The sequence below is a fragment of the Phyllobacterium bourgognense genome (assembly GCF_003337575.1).
Lineage (GTDB): Bacteria > Pseudomonadota > Alphaproteobacteria > Rhizobiales > Rhizobiaceae > Phyllobacterium > Phyllobacterium bourgognense.
The window spans coordinates 13,371-33,949 of sequence record NZ_QPJM01000016.1 but is presented as its reverse complement, the minus strand read 5'-3'; the positions used below and the strand labels follow the sequence as shown (position 1 = coordinate 33,949).

Here is a 20,579-nt window from a genome sequence, read left to right as displayed (position 1 = left end):
AAAGTGTGATTGAACGGTGCATTCTTTTCGCGCCGTTGGTGTGATAGCCATGCTAAGCCTTGGCGAGGGACAGGGAGCATGAGTCGCATATGAGAAAAACGGATTGGTCGCCGGGCCAGTATCTCAAATTCGAGGATGAACGAACCCGCCCGGCAAATGACCTGCTTTCTGCCGTTCCAAATCATGATGTGAAATTTGCGGTGGACCTCGGCTGTGGCCCGGGCAATTCCACCGAACTGCTTGTAAAGCGGTATCCGCATGCTGAAATCGTTGGGATCGATTCCTCTGCGGATATGACCGCCAAGGCAAAGGAGCGGCTTCCGGCTTGCGAATTCGCGGTCGCCGACATTGATATGTGGCAGCCGCAAAAGACTTTCGATCTTCTCTATGCCAATGCCGTCATGCAGTGGCTTCCTGACCATGGCCGGCTATTCTCGCGGCTGATGGGTTTCCTCAATACAGGAGGTTCTCTGGCGATACAGATGCCAGATAATCTGCAGGAGGCGACACATGTGGCCATGCGGGAAGTGGCAGCTGACCAGCGCTGGGCTGCAAGGATGACGCAAGCCGATGCCACCCGTAGCGAAATAGGCACCGCGTCATTCTATTATCAATTGCTACGGCCCCATTACCAGCATGTCGACATCTGGCTCACGATCTACCATCATCCGCTGCAAGGGCTTGATGGCATCATTGAATGGTTCAACGGTTCAGCGTTGCGCCCGTACCTTTCTCCGCTCAATAGCGATGAACGCGCAGATTTTCTTGACAAGTACAGGCAACGTTTGGCTCAATCCTACGAGCCGATGGATGATGGGGTAGTGCTGTTGCCATTTCCTCGCATATTCATCGTTGCGACGCGGTAAATCCATCATAAAGCTCAAGAAAATATTGAAGGTGTTTCGCAAATGAATGCGGAATAGGTGCCTAGCATCGCCGCGACGAAAATCGCACAATCCCGTTTGCAGTGGCGACACTGAGGAGCGGCGGTATGCGGAGGAGTGTATGCCTGCCATCTCCTGATAGGAGAATTATCGAAAACTCAAAAGAGGCAGCCTGCATTGACGCGTAGCGCGCCTGCCAGGCAACCGGAGACTTAGGCTTTTGCCGAGGGGAGGAACTATGCTCGAAAAGCTTTTCAAGCTTAACGACCACGACACATCGATACGCACGGAAGTGTTGGCGGGACTGACGACGTTCCTGACAATGTCGTATATCATATTCGTCAATCCCGAGATCTTGTCCTCGACGGGGATGGATCGCAATGCTGTGTTTGTCGCGACCTGTATCGCCGCCGCACTTGGTTCCGGCGTGATGGCGCTGGTTGCCAATTGGCCGATCGGCATGGCGCCTGGCATGGGCCTCAATGCCTTCTTCGCCTTTACGGTCGTAGCAGCGATGGGGTTCAGCTGGCAACAGGCGCTCGGAGCTGTTTTCATCTCGGGCTGCATCTTTCTGCTACTTACCGTAACCGGAATACGTCGCTGGCTCGTTGCAGGCATTCCCAGGTCGTTGCGGAGTGCGATTGCGGCAGGTATCGGCCTCTTCCTCGCATTCATAGCCTTGAAAAATTCCGGCATTGTTGTCGCAAATCCCGCGACATTCGTTGGTTTGGGTCACCTTGGAAGTACAGGGGCCTTGCTTGCCATCCTGGGCTTCTTTGTCATCGCTGCACTTGATGCGCTCAAGGTCCGCGGGGCAATTCTGATCGGAATTCTTGTAGTGACGATCCTGTCGATGATCCTTGGGGTCAGCGAGTTCAAGGGCGTGTTTTCAGCGCCGCCAAGTCTGGCACCAACCTTCCTCCAGCTTGATATCATGGGTGCGCTGCATACTGGGCTTCTTCAGGTCATCCTCGTATTCGTGCTTGTCGAAGTATTTGATGCGACTGGAACCTTGATCGGCGTCAGCAAGCGTGCCGGGTTGATCGAAGAAGGAAAGCCGAACAATCTTGGCCGCGCATTGTTTGCCGACAGCACGGCAATCGTGGCCGGCTCATTGCTCGGGACCAGCAGCACAACCGCCTATGTTGAAAGTGCCTCGGGCGTTCAAGCTGGCGGTCGCACAGGCTTGACCGCGTTGACCATTGCTGTGCTGTTCGTGGCAGCGCTGTTCATCTCGCCGCTCGCGGCTTCGGTACCGGGCTATGCGACTGCTCCGGCGTTGCTCTATGTGGCGGGTCTCATGATGCATGAACTCGTCGATATCGAGTGGCACGATGTTACGGAATCGACACCAGCCGCCATAACCGCCTTGATGATCCCATTCACATATTCGATAGCGAACGGCCTGGCTTTCGGCTTCATCAGCTATGTGGTGCTGAAGACATTCACGGGTAAGGCCGGTGTCGTACACCCCGCTACGTGGCTCGTGGCTGCGCTCTTTGTCATAAAGTTCGCGCTGTTTCCGGGCTGACCTTTTGACACGGCGCGGATGCGGCGATTGCGTCGTATCCGCGCCATTGCTATTTTCCAACATTGAACAGTCTCTGATCAGGAAGTCACCGATGGAACAGCAGACCACGAGCAACCTGATTGAGGTTCTGCTTGATACGATCGAGCGCCGGATTATTCCAAAGACTGAGGGTGGTGTAGCCGCGGGGAACAAGATTTTCGGCGCGGCGCTGCTGCGCAAATCGGATCTGTCGCTCGTCTTGGCGGAGACCAACAACGAGACGGAAAACCCACTATGGCATGGTGAGATTCATGCGTTGAAGCGATTCTTTGAGATGGCGAAGGATACCCGTCCAGATCCCCGCGAGCTGATTTTCCTGTCGACCCACGAACCTTGCTCCATGTGCCTTTCGGCTATCACCTGGGCAGGTTTTGACAATTTCTACTACTTCTTCAGTCACGAAGATTCGCGCGATGCATTTGCAATCCCGCACGATCTCAAGATCTTGAAGGAAGTTTTCACGCTGGAACCGGGCGGCTACAATGAAGAGAATACCTTCTGGAAGAGCTATGCCATTCAGAAGATGATTGCCGATCTTCCTGAACCGGATCGCGATAGGCTGCACAAACGCGCTGCGGCAATCAGTGCAAAATATGCGGAACTCTCGGAGCAGTATCAGTCCAGCAAGGACGAGAACTCAATTCCGCTGAACTGATTGTTTTATCGCACAAAAAGGGCCGCCTTCCTGAGGAGGGCGGCCCTTTTAGTGTGTGTTGTTCGGCGTTAGCGAATGAGAAACGCTTCGGGATAGAAATGTTCCTGCAGATTGACGCCGTCGCCGCCCCTGTCGATCACAACAAAGTCTGACTGGCCCTTTAGCGGCGTCAAAATGCCGTGCCACACGTCGCGATGAATATTCACACCCTGGGCCGGTTGCGCCAGAAAGGCGACAGGGTCACCTGGGCCATCCGGGTAGTCATGCGCTGCGACGACAAGAAACGGATTGTTTGACAGAGGCACGAAGGCCTGGCTCCCGAAAGGATGCCGCTCGACCATTTCCAGCTTGAGGGGCAGTTCGTAAGGCTTGCCGTGCAGCAGGCTTATCAAGGTCCGGGCATTGTCTCCGGTCGTCTCGACCTTGGCCAGATCATGGTAACGCACGCACATGCCATGATTGATGGGAAAGCTGCTTGCGCCTTCGATCTCAATGACATCTCCGAAAGGCGCAAACGCCTCCCGGGTCAACTGTTGAATGAGGATTTCGCGCATATGATTATCCGCGGGCGATTTTGCCGAGCAGCCGCAACCGGCTGACGCCGCCATCCGGATAGATGTTGAAGCGAGCATGCGTTACTGCACCATTTTGCTTAATCTGGTTGCCGCCATATTCATGAATGTTGTCCGCAGACAACTTCTGGACAGGCAGAATCTCTTCCCAGAACATGGACGAAGCGACAACTAATTCGTCGAGGCTCTCGCCGGCATCGCCGAGATCGGCGACCTGAATCGAGCAGGCATCCGGATAGTTCCCCTTGAAGTGGGCCGTATCCACAATTGCGCTTTCAATGGTTCCGCGCGCGGCAAGCTTGACGATGATCCAATCATTGCCGGGTTCACGGCGCCGGCGGGTTTCCCAACCGTCGCCCATATTGATGCCGCGACCCGGTGCGAGCAGGCGCTGATAGCCATAATGCGCATTCGACATGGCAACGACCCGGCCGCCAAGAAGCGAGGATGCGAGATCGACTGCCTCACCATTGACGCTATCAATGTCCAGCGATGGCTGACCGTAAACACGCAAGCGCGCAACGCCGCCGTCCGGGTGTATGTGCAGGCGAACATGGGTCCACACATGCTTCGAGCTGCAAGGAAAATAGTGGTGCGAGCTGGCGCCGAGCTGGCTCAATCCGAGCACCTCCGTCCACACGGTGCTTTCATCAGGTTCACCCGCTATATAGCAAGCTTCGATACGGCAGGCGGGAGGGTAGTTCCCGGTGAAATGCGCCGTATCGACGTCCAAGCCGTAAATCGTTCCAGCCGCCGCCAACCGTATAATGGCGTAGTCGTGTCCGCTGCTACGGCGCCGGCGCGTTTCCCAACCATCCATCCACTTGCCGTTGTCGTCGAATTTTTCAGGATAAAAAATTGCAGGCTCGTCGCTCAGCATGCGTTCCAGCGGTGCAAAGAACTCATCGGTCGCGAAGATCGGCTTTGCCCCGAGGCCAGCCGATGCAAGATTGATCGAGTTACGGGCGAATGCGGGGATATCTTCATTTGTGTTTGACATTTTCATTTCTCAATTTGCTAGCATGTCTTGGAGGCGCAGAAGAGCAATCGTCTCCACTTCCCGGCACGCTGCGTTGAATTCCGTCTGGCGATTGTTGGCGATCCTGGACTTGAAGCTGGAAAGGATCTCGTCTTTGCTTCGGCCTTTCACGGCGATGATGAACGGGAATCCGAAGGTTTCGACATAGCGCGCGTTGAGAGCGGTGAATTTTTCACGCTCGTTGTCGGTCAACTCATCCAGACCTGCGGATGCCTGTTCCAGTGCAGAGCTTTCTGTGAGGCGCTTGGCTTGCGCCAGTTTGCCGGCAAGGTCGGGGTGGGCATTCAAGACGTTGAGACGTTCATTGTCCGACGCGTTGCGAAATACTGTGCAAAGCGCTGCGTGCAGGCCAGCGACGTTGTCGTGGGATGGTCCGAGCTCGGCCGTGTATGCCCGTTTTGCAATCCAGTCTGAGTGTTCGAACACCCCGCCAAAGCAATAGACGAATGCGTCCTCGGACATTGTCGATGGCTGTACTCGCTGCGGTTTATAGCGGTGGTTCGTGGCCCAGTGCTGCGCGATGTCAATGCGACGAGCGAGCCAGACCTTCTCGTGGCTTTGAACGTAGTCGATGAAACGGGCAAGGGCTGCAATGCGTCCCGGCCTGCCGACGAGACGACAATGGAGACCAATGCTCATCATCTTGGGCGAACCGGCTTCACCTTCCGCGTATAAAGTATCGAAACTGTCCTTCAGATAGGAAAAGAACTGGTCGCCGGCATTGAACCCTTGCGGGGTGGCAAAACGCATGTCATTGACATCGAGCGTATAGGGAACGATGAGCTGCTGCCTGCCGCCGAATTCGTGCCAATACGGCAGGTCGTCAGCATAGGAATCGGAGACGTAGTCGAATCCTCCTTCTTCTGTGACGAGATCGACGGTGTTCACCGAGCAGCGGCCGGTGTACCAGCCGCGGGGACGTTCACCGGTAACGGCAGTGTGGATACGGATCGCTTCGAGCATGTGTTCACGCTCGGCGTCAGGGCTGTAATCCTTGTAGTCGATCCATTTCAGGCCGTGCGATGCGATCTCCCAGTTTGCATCAAGCATGGCTTGAACTTGCGAAGGCGACCGCTGCAGAGCCGTCGCCACACCGTAGACCGTGACGGGCACGTTCTTCGATGTCAGCAGGCGGTGGAGGCGCCAAAACCCGGCGCGCGCTCCATACTCGTAGATCGATTCCATGTTCCAGTGGCGCTGGTCAGGCCACGCCTGCGCCCCGACAATCTCTGACAGAAAAGCTTCCGAGCCGGCGTCGCCATGCAAGACGCAATTTTCACCACCTTCCTCATAGTTGACGACAAACTGGACGGCGATGCGCGCATTATCTGGCCAGTTGGCCGACGGTGGATTTGCACCGTAGCCATGCATGTCGCGCGGATATCTCGCCAAGGTGGGTCCTCCTCAAATCGCTATTCCACCCTCAATACCCAATTAATGGATGAGGCATTCCCCCAGAAAATTTTGAAAGTCTTGCAATCAGGCGTTGCCTACCCGGGACTGATGCCAAGGGGCACATTGAGCAACGGAAACTGAAGTACTCCGCGGGAGGAGGATACACATGAGCCTTCACGATGAAGTTGCCGGCCGCCTGACGACCCACGTGCTCGATACGGCCAGCGGAAAGCCCGCCGCCAGCTTACGGATCGATCTCTTTCGCGTCGATGGCGACTGCCTTCAGCCTTTGCACAGCACACGCACCAACGAAGATGGACGTTGCAACAAACCGTTATTGACCGGCGCTGATATGCGCTCGGGTGCTTACGAGCTTCGGTTCCATGTAGGCGAATACTTCGGCGGCCAGCCTGCGAATGGCCAGACGCCGTTTCTCGATGTGGTCCCGATCCGCTTCGGCATCGATGACGAGAACGTTCACTATCATGTGCCGCTGCTCGTCGCGCCCTTCGGCTATTCAACCTATCGCGGGAGTTGACCTCAAATGGAAGTCCAGATCCGCAACTGCGTTCGCTTTCTGCTCAACGACAAGGTTGTCGAGCGCACCGATGTTTCTCCGACCGAAACTCTCCTCGATTTTCTCCGACTTGACCGCAAACTGCGTGGCACCAAGGAGGGATGTGCGGAGGGCGATTGCGGCGCTTGCACAGTCATCGTGGGACGCCGGTTCAACGGTCAGCTCAAATATGAATCGGTCAACGCCTGCATTCGTTTCGTTGGCTCGCTGGATGGTTGTCATGTCGTGACGGTCGAGGCACTCGCTGGATTGGATGGAACGTTGCATCCGGTGCAGCAGGCGATGGTTGATACTCATGCCTCGCAGTGCGGTTTCTGCACGCCGGGCTTCGTCATGTCGCTCTACGGTCTTTGGATGCAAAATCCGAAGCCGAATATCCAGGAGATCGAAAAGGCTCTGCAGGGCAATCTCTGCCGCTGCACTGGCTATGCCGCGATCATCCGGGCCGCAGAAAGCGTTACCGCGATTGGCGATCTGAACAGGGATCCGCTCGTCTCCGAACGAGCACGCGTTACGGAAAAACTGCTCAGCTTGAAAGATGGCAAGCGTGTTGTCGTCGGTGAGGGGAAGCAACAGCTTGTACTTCCCGCCAATGTCGATGATTTCGCAGACGTGCTCGAGCACGATCCAGGCGCGACGATTGTCGCGGGCTCGACCGATGTCGGGCTCTGGGTGACGAAGTTCATGCGCGAGATCGGACCGGTCGTTTTCCTGTCGCATCTCGATGAGCTGCGGTTGATCACCGAAGGCGATGACGGCCTGACGCTAGGTGCAGGTGTCAGCTACACGGAGGCCTATCCGGTCATCATTCGTCATTTCCCGCAGTTGACCGAGCTCTGGAACCGCATTGGCGGTGAGCAAGTCCGCAATATGGGTACGGTTGGCGGCAATGTGGCCAATGGCTCGCCGATTGGCGACACACCACCAGCCTTGATAGGTCTTGGTGCGACAGTTCAATTGCGCAAGGGTAGGAATCGCCGCTCCGTTCCAATTGAGAAATACTTTATCGAATATGGCAAACAGGATCGTGCACCCGGCGAGTTCGTGGAAGCGATCCATATCCCCTATCTCGGTGCCGGGGACCTTTACGGTGTCTACAAGATTTCCAAACGGCTGGACGAAGACATTTCGTCCGTCTGTGGCGCATTCCGGATTTCTCTCGATGAACGAGGCCGGGTGGAAAACGCAATCGCCGCATTCGGCGGTATGGCTGGAACACCAAAGCGTGCAAGTGCGGTCGAGGCATCGTTGATCGGTGCCGTCTGGGATGAGGGTGCCATTGAAAAGGCAGCAGCAGTTTTCGCCGATGATTTCACGCCGCTGACGGATTGGCGCGCGTCTGCCGATTATCGCCTGATGGTCGCGAAGAACCTGTTGCGCCGTTTCTACCTTGAGACAGGCGGCGAGCATGTCCGGTTGAACCGCTACGAAGTGGCATTTGGGTGAGGAGCGCGCAATGAATTCAATTCAGCCGATTACCCGCATACGTGGTGGCGTCCATGAAAAGCAGCCGCACGAGTCGGGCCATAAACATGTTTCCGGCACGGCCGAGTATATCGATGACATGCCGGAGCCGTCCGATACGCTGCATGCATATCTCGGTCTGTCGCAGCGTGCGCACGCGGAAATCCTGTCCGTCGGTTTTGAGGCAGTGAAGTCGTGCGCCGGTGTAATAGGCGTCCTGACTGTCGATGATATTCCGGGTCACAACGACGTTAGCCCCGCGGGCAAACATGACGATCCCGTCTTCGCTATCGGCAAGGTCGAATTCCACGGCCAGCCCATCTTCGCGGTGATTGCAGAAACGCGTCAGATCGCGCGTCAGGCGGCATCGAAGGTTAAAATCGAGTACCGTGACCTCGATCACGTCACCGACGTGCTGGAAGCCGAAAGGGCCAATTATCCGCTGGTAATCGATCCGCTGAAGCTTGAGCGCGGTGATATTGCCGCTGGCCTCGCCGGGGCGAAGAACCGCCTGAAAGGCGAGATGCGCATTGGCGGACAGGATCATTTCTATTTGGAGGGTCACATTGCCTTCGCCATTCCCGGTGAAGACGACGAGGTGACGCTCTTCTCATCCACCCAGCATCCAAGCGAAACCCAGCATATGGTGGGTCATGTTCTCGGAATTCCTTCAAACGCAGTGACCGTCAACGTGCGGCGCATGGGTGGTGGCTTCGGTGGCAAGGAAACGCAGGCCAATCTTTTTGCAGCCGTTGCGGCGATTGCAGCCAAGAAATACCGGCGGGCGGTGAAGATCAGGCCGGATCGCGACGATGACATGATTGCAACGGGCAAGCGTCACGACTTCCACGTCGCCTATGAACTGGGCTTCGATGACGAGGGACGCATTGAAGCTGTCGATGCGACATTCTCCGCCCGCTGTGGTTTTTCTGCTGATCTTTCGGGGCCCGTAACCGACCGTGCATTGTTTCACGCTGACAATTGCTACTTCTATCCCAATGTCCGGCTACGATCGCGGCCGCTGAAAACCAACACCGTTTCAAATACCGCCTTTCGTGGTTTCGGTGGCCCGCAAGGCATGGTTGGCAGCGAGCGGATGATCGAGGAGATCGCCTATGCACTTGGCAAGAATCCGCTCGAAATTCGCAAGGCCAATTTCTATGGCGGTGAAGGCCGCAACCTTACGCCATACCATCAGACAGTCGAAGATAACATCATCCCGCAGATCATCGCGGAGCTTGAAGAGTCGTCTGAATACGCGGCGCGGCGCGAGGCGATTATCAACTTCAATCGCCACAGCCGGATCATCAAGAGGGGTATAGCGCTGACGCCGGTCAAGTTCGGTATCTCCTTCACCAAGACCGAATACAATCAGGCTGGCGCGCTGGTTCACGTCTACACCGATGGTTCGATCCACCTCAATCATGGTGGTACCGAGATGGGACAGGGGCTGAACACCAAGGTGGCGCAGATTGTGGCCGACGAATTCCAGGTCGATCTCGACCGCATCAGGATAACGGCTACAACGACCGCAAAGGTCCCGAATACCTCTGCTACCGCTGCTTCTTCCGGTTCTGACCTCAATGGCATGGCCGCAGCCAATGCAGCTCAGCAGATCAAGGCGCGCCTCGTTCAGTTTGCCGTCGAGCAATATGGTGTCGCAAAAGAACAGGTCTTCTTCGAGCCCAATACGGTGCGGGTAGGCGACCGGCTCATTCCATTCCCGGAATTCATCAAATCCGCCTACGGCGCTCGCGTACAGCTTTCGGCAGCAGGCTTTTACAAGACCCCAAATATCCACTGGAGCCGGGCGGAGGGCAGGGGCCGTCCCTTCTACTATTTCGCCTATGGCGCTTCAGTGTCCGAGGTGAGCATCGACACGTTGACCGGCGAATATCAGGTCGATCGGACGGACATTCTCCATGATGTTGGCAAGTCGTTGAACCCGGCGCTCGATCTAGGCCAGGTGGAGGGCGCCTTCGTGCAGGGTATGGGCTGGCTGACGACAGAAGAATTGTGGTGGGATGCCAAGGGCCGGCTGCGTACGCACGCGCCATCGACTTACAAGATCCCGCTGGCATCGGATCGGCCCCGAACGTTCAATGTCAATCTCGCGAGCTGGTCGGTCAACCGCGAGGAAACGATCCGCCGCTCCAAGGCCGTCGGCGAGCCGCCATTCATGCTGGCAATCTCTGTGCTGGAGGCAATCTCGATGGCAGTTGCCAGTGTAGCGGACTATCGAATTTCACCGCGTCTGGATGCCCCGGCCACACCAGAGCGTGTATTGATGGCGGTAGAACGTTTGCGGTCGGCGGGCAAGGAGCTGTGAAATCCCATGCCGACGAATCGCGACGATATCCGGGACTTTCTGAATCGACGCAAGCATGCCGTTCTCGCTGAGGTGAGAGCCGCAGACGGCTCCACTCCGCGCGAAGCCGGAGCCTGGATGCTGGTGGCAGCGGATTGCATTTTTGGCACCATAGGCGGTGGGCAGCTCGAATTCATGGCAATTGATCACGCACGCAGGGCGCTCGAAAGCGGCGCCCAAATGAATGAAATAACGATCCCGCTCGGTCCGGAGATCGGCCAATGCTGCGGTGGCCGCGTCTCATTGGGCTTCAAGCGTGTTGATCGAACTGTGGCCAAGACTTTGATCGAGAAGGTTGACCTTGAGATGGCCCAGCGGCCGCATGTTTATGTATTTGGTGCCGGTCATGTCGGCGATGCACTGGCCATGGCGCTTTCACTGGTCCCGCTGCGAACAATATTGGTCGACACACGCGAAGAGGAACTTTCCGCCACGCAGGTCCCCGGCATCGAAACCTGCCTGACAGCCATGCCTGAAGCGGTTGTCCGTGATGCGCCAGCGGGAAGTGCATTCGTTATCCTCACCCACGATCATGCACTGGATTTCTTGATTACGGCTGAAGCCCTGGGCAGGAATGATGCGTCCTACGTTGGCATGATTGGGTCGAAGACGAAACGCGCAACGTTTCGCAGCTGGTTGACACGTGAGTTGGGTCGTCCGGAGTTTTTCGACAGGCTGGTTTGTCCTGTCGGCAGGACCGCGGTGAAGGACAAACGTCCGACTGTCATTGCGGCGCTGGCGGCCGCTGAAATCATGGTTTCGGCGTTGAATTATCGCCCTTCGCCAGCTGCTGCACCTAAAGAACGCAGGCGAGTCAACGCCTGAACCGTTCATTCCAACATTGTACTGACCAGGCGCTGACAGCGCTCGGTCATGAAATCGATCATCAGGCGGACCTTCGGATCCTGGAAACGCTTGTGTGGGTAGATTGCTGCGAGCTGGATACTAGCTGGCGGCGTGTCTTCGAGGATCGCTTTCAGCGTTCCGTCATTCAAATGGCCTTTCACTTCAAACAGCGGCTTGTTGATAATACCGCGACCCTCAAGCGCCCATTGTGTCAGGACATCGCCATCGTCGGAATCATAAGGACCGCTGACTTCCAGCTTGCGCGTACCTTCCGGCATCTGCAGCGTCCAGAAATATTCCTTGGAACCCGGATAGCGTAGCAGCAGGCAATCATGATGTCCGGCTATCAGATCGTCGGGCGTTAAGGGTGTACCGCGCCTTTCCAGGTAATCGGGCGACGCGCAGATTACCCTTTCGCAATTCATGATGCCGCGCATGCGCAAATTGGAGTCCTCGAGTATGCCGAGCTTGAAGGCAACATCGACACCCTCGCTCATGATATCGACGTTGTGATCTGACAATCGCAGCCGCACCTCGATATCCGGGTACTTGTCGTGGAACTCCGGAATGCCGGATGCGATCAGGCGCCGGCCAATGCCAAGCGGTGCGGTGATGCGAATTGCACCTTTGGGCTTTTTCGACAGATCGGCAATGGCTGCTTCGGCCTCATTGATGGCCTCGATGATCTTGACCGCGCCTTCGTAGAATACGCGGCCGTGCTCGGTCGGCGTCAGTTTGCGCGTTGTACGATTGAAGAGACGCACACCAAGATGCCGCTCGAGTTCCTTGATCCGATTGCTGGCAACAGCCGGAGAAGCGCGTTGGTCGCGTCCGGCGGCAGAGAGGTTTCCAAGTTCGACGACACGAACGAAAACACGAAGGTTATCAAGGTACGACATTGTTTCACTCGAAGCCTTACACTGTCTGATGATCTAGCATTTTAAAGATTTTTTTGAAAGAGATGGGTCGATTACGGTGTTTCACATGAGCATAGGCTTTGGCACATACTCCCTGCGATATAAGGGAGAGCCGGATGTACGAATACGCTATTGCCTGGGACTGGATGAACTTCGCCGTTCGCTGGTTACATGTGATCACCGGCATTGCCTGGATCGGCTCGTCCTTTTATTTCGTGGCGCTTGACCTCGGCTTGCGTCAGCGTCCAGACCTTCCGGCCGGGGCCCACGGCGAGGAGTGGCAGGTCCACGGCGGCGGTTTTTATCACATCCAGAAATATCTGGTGGCGCCTGAGCAGATGCCCGAACATTTGACATGGTTCAAATGGGAATCCTATGCGACGTGGCTTTCGGGCTTCGCCATGCTTTGCATCGTCTACTATGCAGGCGCTGATCTGTACTTGATCGATCCGCATGTACTCGACGTGTCACGGCCAGTGGCTATCGCGATTTCGCTCGCTTCGATTTTTGGCGGCTGGATCGTCTACGACGCGATCTGCAAATCACCGCTCGGCAGAAACGACACGCAGTTGATGGTGCTGCTCTATTTCGTGCTGGTGGGAATGGCATGGGGCTATACGCAGCTTTTTACCGGGCGTGCGGCGTTTCTGCATCTTGGCGCGTTTACAGCCACGATCATGTCCGCCAACGTGTTTATGATCATCATCCCGAACCAGAAGAAGGTCGTTGCCGACCTGATCGCGGGCAAGGTCCCGGATCCTGCGCTGGGCAAGCAGGCCAAGCAACGCTCGACCCACAACAATTATCTGACCCTGCCAGTGCTGTTCCTGATGTTGTCGAACCACTATCCCCTGGCATTCGGGACGAAGTACAACTGGATCATTGCCTCGCTGGTGTTCTTGATGGGCGTCACCATCCGCCATTGGTTCAACACCCGCCACGCGCGCAAGGGTGAACCGACGTGGACGTGGCTGGTTACCGCGATCCTCTTCGTCATCATCATGTGGCTGTCGACTGTACCGAGAATCCTTTCCGGCGAAGGCGCACAGGAGAAGGTCTCCGCCATCCAGCAGCCATTCATTTCCGCTGCAGCCTTTCCCAAAGTGAAGGACGCTATCCTCGGACGCTGCTCGATGTGCCACGCCAAGGAACCCGGCTGGGAGGGTATCATCGTGCCGCCCAAGGGTGTCGTGCTTGAAACCGACAGCGAGATCGCGGCGCATGCCCGCGAGATTTATCTGCAGGCCGGGCGCTCACATGCGATGCCGCCGGCGAATGTCAGCGGCATTACCGACGAGGAGCGCCGGCTGCTCGCCAGCTGGTATGAGACCACAGTTCAGGGAGGAACAGTCCAATGAGCAAATTGCTTCTGCGCGGCCGCGTGCTGACTTTTGTCGACGAGCCGAAGAGTATCGATGATCAGTCGGCCTACAGCTATTTCGAGGATGGCGCGGTGCTGGTCGAGAACGGCAAGGTTGTTGAAGCTGGCGAATACGCGGCTCTGGCGTTGGTTGCGGGTCCGCAGGCGCAGATCGTCGATCACCGGCCCCATTTGATCCTGCCTGGCTTCATTGACACCCATTTGCATTTCCCGCAGACGCAGGCGATCGCCTCCTATGGCGCGCAGCTGCTGGAGTGGTTGAATACCTATATCTTCGTCGAAGAGCAGAAATTCTCGTCCACAGCGCATGCTGATTTCATCGCAAGCCGCTTCATGGACGAACTGTTGCGCAACGGCACGACAACAGCCGCTGCCTATTGTTCGGTTCACCGGACAAGCGTCGATGCCTATTTTGCTGCCGCTGAGAAGCGTAATATGCTGATGATCGGCGGCAAGGTGATGATGGATCGCAACGCGCCCGAGGCGCTGCGCGATACACCGCAGACAGGCTACGATGATACCAAAGCGTTGATAGCCAAGTGGCATGGCCGCGGCCGCGCACATTACGCGATCAGCCCGCGCTTCGCCATCACCTCAACGCCGGAGCAGATGGACATGAGCCGTGCTTTGGTGCGCGAGCATCCCGAATGTTACGTGCAGACGCATCTATCTGAAAACAAAGACGAAATTGCCTATGCAACTTCGCTCTATCCTTCGGCGAAGGACTATACCGACATCTATGCGAACTATGATCTGCTCGGATCCAAGACGCTGCTTGGCCACTGCATCTTCCTTTCGGACCGGGAAATTTCGGCTCTGGCCGAGGCGAGATCGGTCGCGGTTTTCTGCCCGACCTCCAATCTGTTCCTCGGCAGCGGCTTGTTTGACCAGGGTCGGTTCAAAGAGCTTGGTGCACGCACTTCGGTCGCGACCGATGTCGGTGGCGGGACCAGCTTCTCCATGCTGGAGACGATGAGCGAGGCCTACAAGGTCTTGCATGTACAGGGACAGCGCCTCTCGCAATTCGCTTCCTACTACATGATGACGCTTGGCAATGCCCGCGCACTAGATCTTGAGGATCGCATCGGTTCGCTGCGGGCGGGGGCAGATGCCGATATCACCATTCTCGACAGCCGTGCCAAGCCGGCGATGGAACTGCGGATGCGGACTGCAACGACCTTGGCGGAGGAGCTGTTCATCCTCCAGACCATGGGCGATGATCGTTGTGTTTCAGAGGTTTACGTCGCCGGCAAGCCGATGAAGAGCGGACTTGATAAAGCTGCCGCGTCGCATGGTGCTCGATACTTGCCTGAATTGCAGCCTGCTGGATTGGTCACATGTAGCGACGCGATTTCGCGTCACTACACCAAAATTTAAACCTGCGATTGCAAAAACCATATGGGTTTCGGCATTTCTTGCATCAGAATCGGCAAGTCTTGCGCAGGAATCACACCATCCTGCGCAAAAACTGTCCAGCTTCTAAAAATTACCCGTCCTTTCAATTGTGAGGACGATCTTGCCGATATTGGTATTGGCCTCCATCAATGTGTGGGCCTGGCTTGCTTCGGTAAATGGAAAACACGCGTGGATAAGCGGCCGGCATTTACCCTCGGCAAGGAGCGGCCAGACATTGGCTTCAAGCTCGGCGGCGATGCGCGCCTTTGCCTCGAGAGACTGCGCGCGTAGCGTTGACCCGGTGTGCGTCAGGCGCTTCATCATCAAACGCATAAAATCGACATCGGCGCGTGAGCCTTGCAGGAATGCGATATTGACGATCCGTCCACCGATCGCGGCCGCCTGGTAGTTTTTCTCGATATAGGGACCGCCGACCATGTCGAGGATGACGTCGGCACCTTGTCGCCCGGTCACGTCCCTGACCTCTGCCAACCAATCCGCCGTGCGGTAATTGATTGCCGTATCCGCGCCGAGCTCGCGGCAGGCGGCGCATTTTTCGTCCGTCCCTGCGGTTACGATCACTGTCGCACCGAATGCCTTGGCAAGCATGATCGAAGTCGTTCCAATGCCCGATGCGCCGCCATGGATCAGCAGGGTCTCGCCCCGCTTCAGGGCGCCAAGCTCGAAGACGTTATGCCAAACGGTAAAGAATGTTTCCGGTATGGCGGCGGCCTCAACGAACGAAAGCCCGTCGGGGATGGGTAGCGCACTCAAGCTGTCGACAGCTACGTATTCGGCGTAACCGCCACCCGGTGTCAAAGCGCAGACCTTGTCTCCCACCTTCCATCGCGACACACCCGTTCCCACGACCGCCACTTCGCCCGCCACTTCGAGGCCGGGCAGGTCGGAGGAGCCTTTCGGCGGCGGGTAGCTACCCGCACGCTGAAACACGTCGGGTCGATTGACACCCGCGGCAGCAACACGAATGACGATTTCGTTTTCCGCAGGGGCAGGAACGGGGCGTCGTTCCGCTTTGAGAACCTCGGGACCGCCAGGTTCGCTGATGGCGATTACAGTCATGCTTTCGGGAAGGCCGATCATTGCCATATCTCCGGATGTGGGATGGATAAGAGCCCGTTCGTAAACTCTACTGCGGCGGTCATCTGACGCGATTTTCTGCGCTTCCGGTGCTCACGTACTTAATGTACGCTGCGCTCCGGTGCTCGAAAACCACGCCATATGCCTCACCGCAGCGACTTTCGAAGCGGGCTCTAGAAGTGAAAAGTCCAAGTCGCTCGCTTCCCCATGTTCTGTTGCATCCAGACGGACTCTCAATCAAAAATACCTTCGCTGTGCTTCTCCACGTAGGCGGCGAGGCCGAGCGTATGATCGCGGCAAAGCTTTTCGGCCGTCTCGGTATCGCGCTTTTCCAAGGCCGCAATGATTGCCAGATGATCCTTGATCGACTGGGATGCGCGGTCGTCGCGGCCGATGGTGATCTTCCGGATCCCACGAACGTGAAGGAGAATGTTCTCGGTCGTTTCCCGGAGAATTTTCGAATCCGTCATCTGGATCAGGGTCTGGTGAAACTGCAAATTGGCTTCGGAATACTCACCCAGATAATCGGCCGGCTTGTGGCCATCATGGAATTTTTCGAAGAGCGTCCGCAGGCGCGCGATATCCTTGCCGCTGGCATTGAGTGAGACGAGGCGGGCGGCCATGGCTTCCAAGGCAGCCCAGACCTGGATCATTTCGATCACTTCGCGCTTGGTCTTGCGCAACACCATGATGCCGCGGCGAGGGATGGATTTCACAAACCCCTGTTGCTCCAGCATCGCGATCGCTTCGCGGATGGGCGTACGGCTAACACCAAGCCGATCGGCCAATTGCCGTTCGTCGAGCCAGGTGTCTTCGGATGTAGCATAGATGTCCATATTGGCGATGGCCTGTTTCAACGTCGCATAGATTCGCGTTTTGAAGTTCGGCTCGGCCGCAAAAGGCTCGAGGACGAGGTCCGGGGTGACGTCATCGGCCAGCGGCCAACGCATGTGGGTTCTCGGGCTCACGTCAGATCATCTCCATTTATATTTGGAATGTATAATACCATGCTTAGCGTAGGAGGCTTTTCGTTCGGATACAAGGAGCAAAGGCGATGAATGGGTCTCAACGTCTGCGATGATGTCGCCTCAAAACAGTGCATGTGCCACGGACTGAAGACTGCGTGCGCGGGGCCAAGCCATCCGTGGCTCGTCCCGCTCATCACGCTTCTCCGCGCATCTTCTTGCCGTCTCAGGCAGATATACGGGGTTTCGGACCCAATACCGCTGACGAATTGTCACAAACACGCGGCCGTTCTGGCATCGTTCTTGAGTGACTTACTCCACCACCTGCACTTTCGCCGCAACCCTTGCTCTGGCGGCGGGCAAGGGCGAGCGGCCATCGAAGAAAGTCTGCACGTCATCGAAACTGGCATAACCATCATGATTGCTGTCGATCTGTACAAAATGATCGGCGACGAAGCCCAAGCCGGCGTCGCTAGCGGCCTGAGCCGTCAGAAGGTGATTGGACTTCGCCGCCGCGTCGAATTTGGCCCGCAGTTCCTGGTCAAGCAACTTCTGGATCGAAGCCGCATCCTGCTTTTGCGGTTTGGCTCCAGGTACCGGGTCCCAAATACGATCGCCAGCATGAACTGACCCGGCCGTTGCGGTCAAGAGAAGCGCGATGATGATGGTACGTGAAATGGTCATGGATCGCTCTCCTAATGCAGGGCTACGGCTGGGACAGGTGCACGCTGCACCGGCGCGGCAGCGACGAGATCGCGGGCTTTGACAATTGTCGGCCCCGTGCCATAGGGCGGCGCATCGTAGAATTCGTCGAGCGTCCTCTTCAGCGGCTTGCGCGATTCCTGCGCGTAATAGATCATGTGGCCGCCAACGAAGTTCTTGACCGGAACCCGGTCAAGCAAGGTGCGATTTGTTGCCGCGTCAATGATCACACCCTTGAGATCGAGTTCGGAGCGGCGGAACGGCGTTACCGTGTCGTGATACCCATGCACGGTCAAAAGCTTGAGCGAGGGATCCATGCCAATGGCGGCTACAATGTTTCGTAAGCCGCTTGCACCATCGCGGCCTTTCCATAGCTCGAATGCCACCTCTGGTCCCTTGTCTTGAACCGGATCCGTCGTTTGCCAGGACACATTGATGTAGTGCGACTTTGACTTGTAGTTCATGTATTCTGGAAGGTGGGTGGTGATCCGGTTGTAAAGAGCGTCTTCTTCGAAGAAATTGAAATCATACGACAATGGCTTGGGTCTGTTCAAAAACATTTGGGGGGATACGTCCGCCAATCGTTGCGGGGGTATGTCGAAAGATACTGTTTCTAGTTTGACGTGCATTCTCCCATCATACGCATTGAAACTATAGCTGGGCATCAACTGCTCCATATACCCCTTGAAAAACAGTCCCCAGTAATCCTCAGGTATGCGATCCGGAAGACCGGTATAGGACGATGCGGTAAACTCGGCTTCTGCGGAATATTGTGTGGCGATGCCCCGCAGCGTTTCGGCGTAGTCCACATCCGATGTTTGCTTGGCCCGCGCGGTTGATTTACCCAGCGCGTCAGCGACCATGGCGAAGGTGGGAAAGGCCCCTACGACCTGACCCATGCTGCTGTAGTCGAAGGCTGGCGAATGGAACACCGCCCCGGTGAGCACCTTGAATCTGGATTTGTCGACTGCCGCGACTGTCTCGTAGCCAGTGGTCCCGGCATCTACCAAAGCTTGAGTAAGCTTGGGCACGCGGATGCCGCCACCATAGGATTCGCCATAGAGATATTTGGGCGATTCCTGCCGACGATTGAAATTGATATAGCGGGTGATGAACTGCCGGGAAAGATCGACATCTTTGCTGGTATCCCAGAACTTCTGGTTGGTATGCGGGGCAATGGCTTGCGAAAATCCGGTGCCTGGGACGATATCTACAAAGACGAGATCGGTCTTGTCTATCAGGGATTCCTGGCTCTCGATGAAGTCGAATGCCTGCGGACGGCCGTTGGCCCATGCGTCCGGTACGTTGAGGGCATCGATGACGACATGTTTCGGCGCCCACGAAGCGAGATGCAGATAGACCGATGAGGCGCCCGGCCCGCCGTTGAAGAAGAAGGTGACCGGACGATCCGCCTTCGGCAGATCGTCGCGCGTATAGGCGGTGTAGAAGATCGAGGCTTGCGCGCTCCGCTTTTCGGGATTCTTGGCAAAAGCGGTAAGGTGCCCGGCCGACGCCGTAAACCAGACCGTCTTGCCGTTCAGCGTCATCTTTTGGCGTTTGACCGAAGGCTTCTCATCGACGGCAGCGGTGAGCTTGGCGCCCGCAGAGCCGCTATAGTGCGTGTTGTCCACAAGCACATAATCCGGCGGCGCGTAGAGCTTGTAGGCCTCCTCGTCCATGCCGGCGCGGGTGTAGAGCGCCGCCACGGATTTGCGCGGCGCGAGCTTCGTCAATTCGCCCGCTGCCTCGATGATCTTGCCATCCTTGACGAAAGCCTCGACGACACGAAGCGATGCGCCGTCCGTTGTCAGGCCCGCGGCCTCGAGGACTTTCGCCGCCTCGGCAAACCGTCCCGTCTCGATCAAACTGTCGCTGCGGATATGCGCGGCGTCGAGTTTTGCTGCCTTGGTATCATCGAGTGCGGCGTCCTTCAGCTTGTCGAGGCGTGCAAGTTCTGCCTCGGCCTTCTCGATCAGCCCGTCCTTGCCCTTATATGTGGCCAATTCGGCCATCGCCAGCTTGATCGTGCCGGGTTTTGTCGGATCTTTCGGATTCCCCGTCAGGGCAATGAGTTCGTCTGTGCGGGCCGACAGCTCCTTTTCGGCCAGTTTGATCGTGCCCAGCTTTTTCTCGTCATTCGCGCCGTCCGGATCGCCCTTCAGCTCAAGCAGCCGCTTTTGCAGATCGTCACGTTCAATTTTCAGTGTGGCAATCTCGCCCGAAACGCCGTCCTTGACGCCGGCAAGCCCATCGCGCGTCTCCTCGAGGCCGGCGATTTGCCGGTTCAGTGTCTCGATCCTGCCGTCCGGCCCCTCGAGGCCTGCAAGTTCGTCCCGCCGGTCTTTGAGCGTCGCGCCTGCCGTTTCGACATCCTTTGTCTTGGCGGCCGCCTCGACCAGCAGCCCGGCCAGTTTTTCTTCGGCGTCGCGGGTTTTGGCGCCGAGCGCCGCATCTGCCTGTTCGGTTTCGGTGAGTTTGGTTCCGGCGGCGGTCAAAACCGCAATCTTTTGACCGATCTCCGCGTTGAGCCCGTCGAGCTTCGCCTGTGCCACAGCCGTCTCGGCATCGAACGTGCTCGTAGCTTTTGTCGAGGAATCGGAAGAACCGGAGCCACTGCAGGCGCTGAGGCCGAGCGCTGCCAAAAGCAGCAAAAAGCGAAAATTCATCGGGTGCAAAATCCTGATTACAATTGCACACAACCCTTTCAGCTTCTGCGGCATTCGACAATTCGCCTAAAGTTTAATCATGGGC

At 56.8% G+C, this 20,579-nt stretch carries 17 protein-coding genes; 9 read left to right on the top strand and 8 right to left on the bottom strand.

The features are described 5' to 3' along the window. Positions 1-89: 89 nt before the first annotated feature. The 3 genes from tam (at position 90) to C7476_RS21690 (ending at position 3,109) form a co-directional block, all read left to right on the top strand. Positions 90-866, top strand: coding sequence for a trans-aconitate 2-methyltransferase (gene tam, locus C7476_RS21700; RefSeq protein ID WP_114431942.1), 777 nt, complete (start codon positions 90-92; stop codon positions 864-866). Positions 867-1,122: 256 nt separating this feature from the next. Beyond that, positions 1,123-2,415, top strand: coding sequence for an NCS2 family permease (locus tag C7476_RS21695; protein WP_114431941.1), 1,293 nt, complete (start codon positions 1,123-1,125; stop codon positions 2,413-2,415). 91 nt (positions 2,416-2,506) lie between these two features. Beyond that, complete coding sequence (locus C7476_RS21690) at positions 2,507-3,109, top strand: deaminase (RefSeq protein ID WP_114431940.1); 603 nt, start codon at positions 2,507-2,509, stop codon at positions 3,107-3,109. 68 nt (positions 3,110-3,177) lie between these two features. On the opposite strand, the gene C7476_RS21685 is transcribed toward C7476_RS21690, so the two are convergent. Genes C7476_RS21685 through puuE form a run of 3 tightly spaced genes read right to left on the bottom strand, consistent with a single transcriptional unit; the run spans position 3,178 to position 6,091 of the window. Next, positions 3,178-3,663, bottom strand: coding sequence for an ureidoglycolate lyase (locus C7476_RS21685; protein ID WP_114431939.1), 486 nt, complete (start codon positions 3,661-3,663; stop codon positions 3,178-3,180). Positions 3,664-3,667: 4 nt separating this feature from the next. After that, on the bottom strand, positions 3,668-4,681 hold the full coding sequence (alc, locus tag C7476_RS21680; protein ID WP_114431938.1) for an allantoicase: 1,014 nt from the start codon (positions 4,679-4,681) through the stop codon (positions 3,668-3,670). 9 nt (positions 4,682-4,690) lie between these two features. Beyond that, complete coding sequence (gene puuE / locus C7476_RS21675; protein ID WP_114431937.1) at positions 4,691-6,091, bottom strand: allantoinase PuuE; 1,401 nt, start codon at positions 6,089-6,091, stop codon at positions 4,691-4,693. A gap of 190 nt (positions 6,092-6,281) precedes the next feature. Between puuE and uraH the strand changes: the two genes are divergently transcribed. Genes uraH through xdhC form a run of 4 tightly spaced genes read left to right on the top strand, consistent with a single transcriptional unit; the run spans position 6,282 to position 11,349 of the window. Continuing rightward, a complete protein-coding gene (gene uraH, locus C7476_RS21670; protein WP_114431936.1) occupies positions 6,282-6,653 on the top strand; it encodes a hydroxyisourate hydrolase in 372 nt (123 codons plus the stop codon). Between the two features lie 6 nt (positions 6,654-6,659). Further along, complete coding sequence (xdhA, locus tag C7476_RS21665) at positions 6,660-8,138, top strand: xanthine dehydrogenase small subunit (RefSeq protein WP_114431935.1); 1,479 nt, start codon at positions 6,660-6,662, stop codon at positions 8,136-8,138. 10 nt (positions 8,139-8,148) lie between these two features. Further along, positions 8,149-10,485 (top strand): xanthine dehydrogenase molybdopterin binding subunit, encoded by a 2,337-nt coding sequence (xdhB, locus tag C7476_RS21660; protein WP_114431934.1) that lies wholly within the window; start codon positions 8,149-8,151, stop codon positions 10,483-10,485. Between the two features lie 6 nt (positions 10,486-10,491). Beyond that, positions 10,492-11,349 (top strand): xanthine dehydrogenase accessory protein XdhC, encoded by an 858-nt coding sequence (gene xdhC, locus C7476_RS21655; protein WP_114431933.1) that lies wholly within the window; start codon positions 10,492-10,494, stop codon positions 11,347-11,349. A 5-nt stretch (positions 11,350-11,354) separates the two neighbouring features. On the opposite strand, the gene C7476_RS21650 is transcribed toward xdhC, so the two are convergent. Then, entirely contained in the window at positions 11,355-12,269 is a 915-nt protein-coding gene (locus C7476_RS21650) for a LysR family transcriptional regulator (protein WP_114431932.1), read from the bottom strand. A gap of 134 nt (positions 12,270-12,403) precedes the next feature. Between C7476_RS21650 and C7476_RS21645 the strand changes: the two genes are divergently transcribed. Together C7476_RS21645 and guaD are read left to right on the top strand one after the other, a co-directional pair. Beyond that, complete coding sequence (locus tag C7476_RS21645) at positions 12,404-13,645, top strand: urate hydroxylase PuuD (RefSeq protein WP_114431931.1); 1,242 nt, start codon at positions 12,404-12,406, stop codon at positions 13,643-13,645. Beyond that, the gene (gene guaD / locus C7476_RS21640; protein WP_114431930.1) at positions 13,642-15,045 is read left to right on the top strand and encodes a guanine deaminase; all 1,404 of its coding nucleotides are present in this window, start codon (positions 13,642-13,644) and stop codon (positions 15,043-15,045) included. The genes C7476_RS21645 and guaD overlap by 4 nt, the downstream gene beginning before the upstream one ends. A gap of 102 nt (positions 15,046-15,147) precedes the next feature. Here guaD and C7476_RS21635 read toward each other — a convergent pair whose 3' ends face one another. From C7476_RS21635 to C7476_RS21620, 4 genes are all read right to left on the bottom strand, one after another. Continuing rightward, on the bottom strand, positions 15,148-16,164 hold the full coding sequence (locus C7476_RS21635; RefSeq protein ID WP_245426475.1) for an NAD(P)H-quinone oxidoreductase: 1,017 nt from the start codon (positions 16,162-16,164) through the stop codon (positions 15,148-15,150). A 230-nt stretch (positions 16,165-16,394) separates the two neighbouring features. Next, complete coding sequence (locus tag C7476_RS21630; RefSeq protein ID WP_114431929.1) at positions 16,395-17,111, bottom strand: GntR family transcriptional regulator; 717 nt, start codon at positions 17,109-17,111, stop codon at positions 16,395-16,397. Positions 17,112-17,438: 327 nt separating this feature from the next. After that, positions 17,439-17,810, bottom strand: a complete 372-nt coding sequence (locus C7476_RS21625; protein WP_114431928.1) for a hypothetical protein — start codon at positions 17,808-17,810, stop codon at positions 17,439-17,441. A gap of 11 nt (positions 17,811-17,821) precedes the next feature. Further along, complete coding sequence (locus C7476_RS21620) at positions 17,822-20,494, bottom strand: S10 family serine carboxypeptidase-like protein (RefSeq protein WP_181872552.1); 2,673 nt, start codon at positions 20,492-20,494, stop codon at positions 17,822-17,824. Between the last annotated feature and the right edge of the window lie 85 nt (positions 20,495-20,579).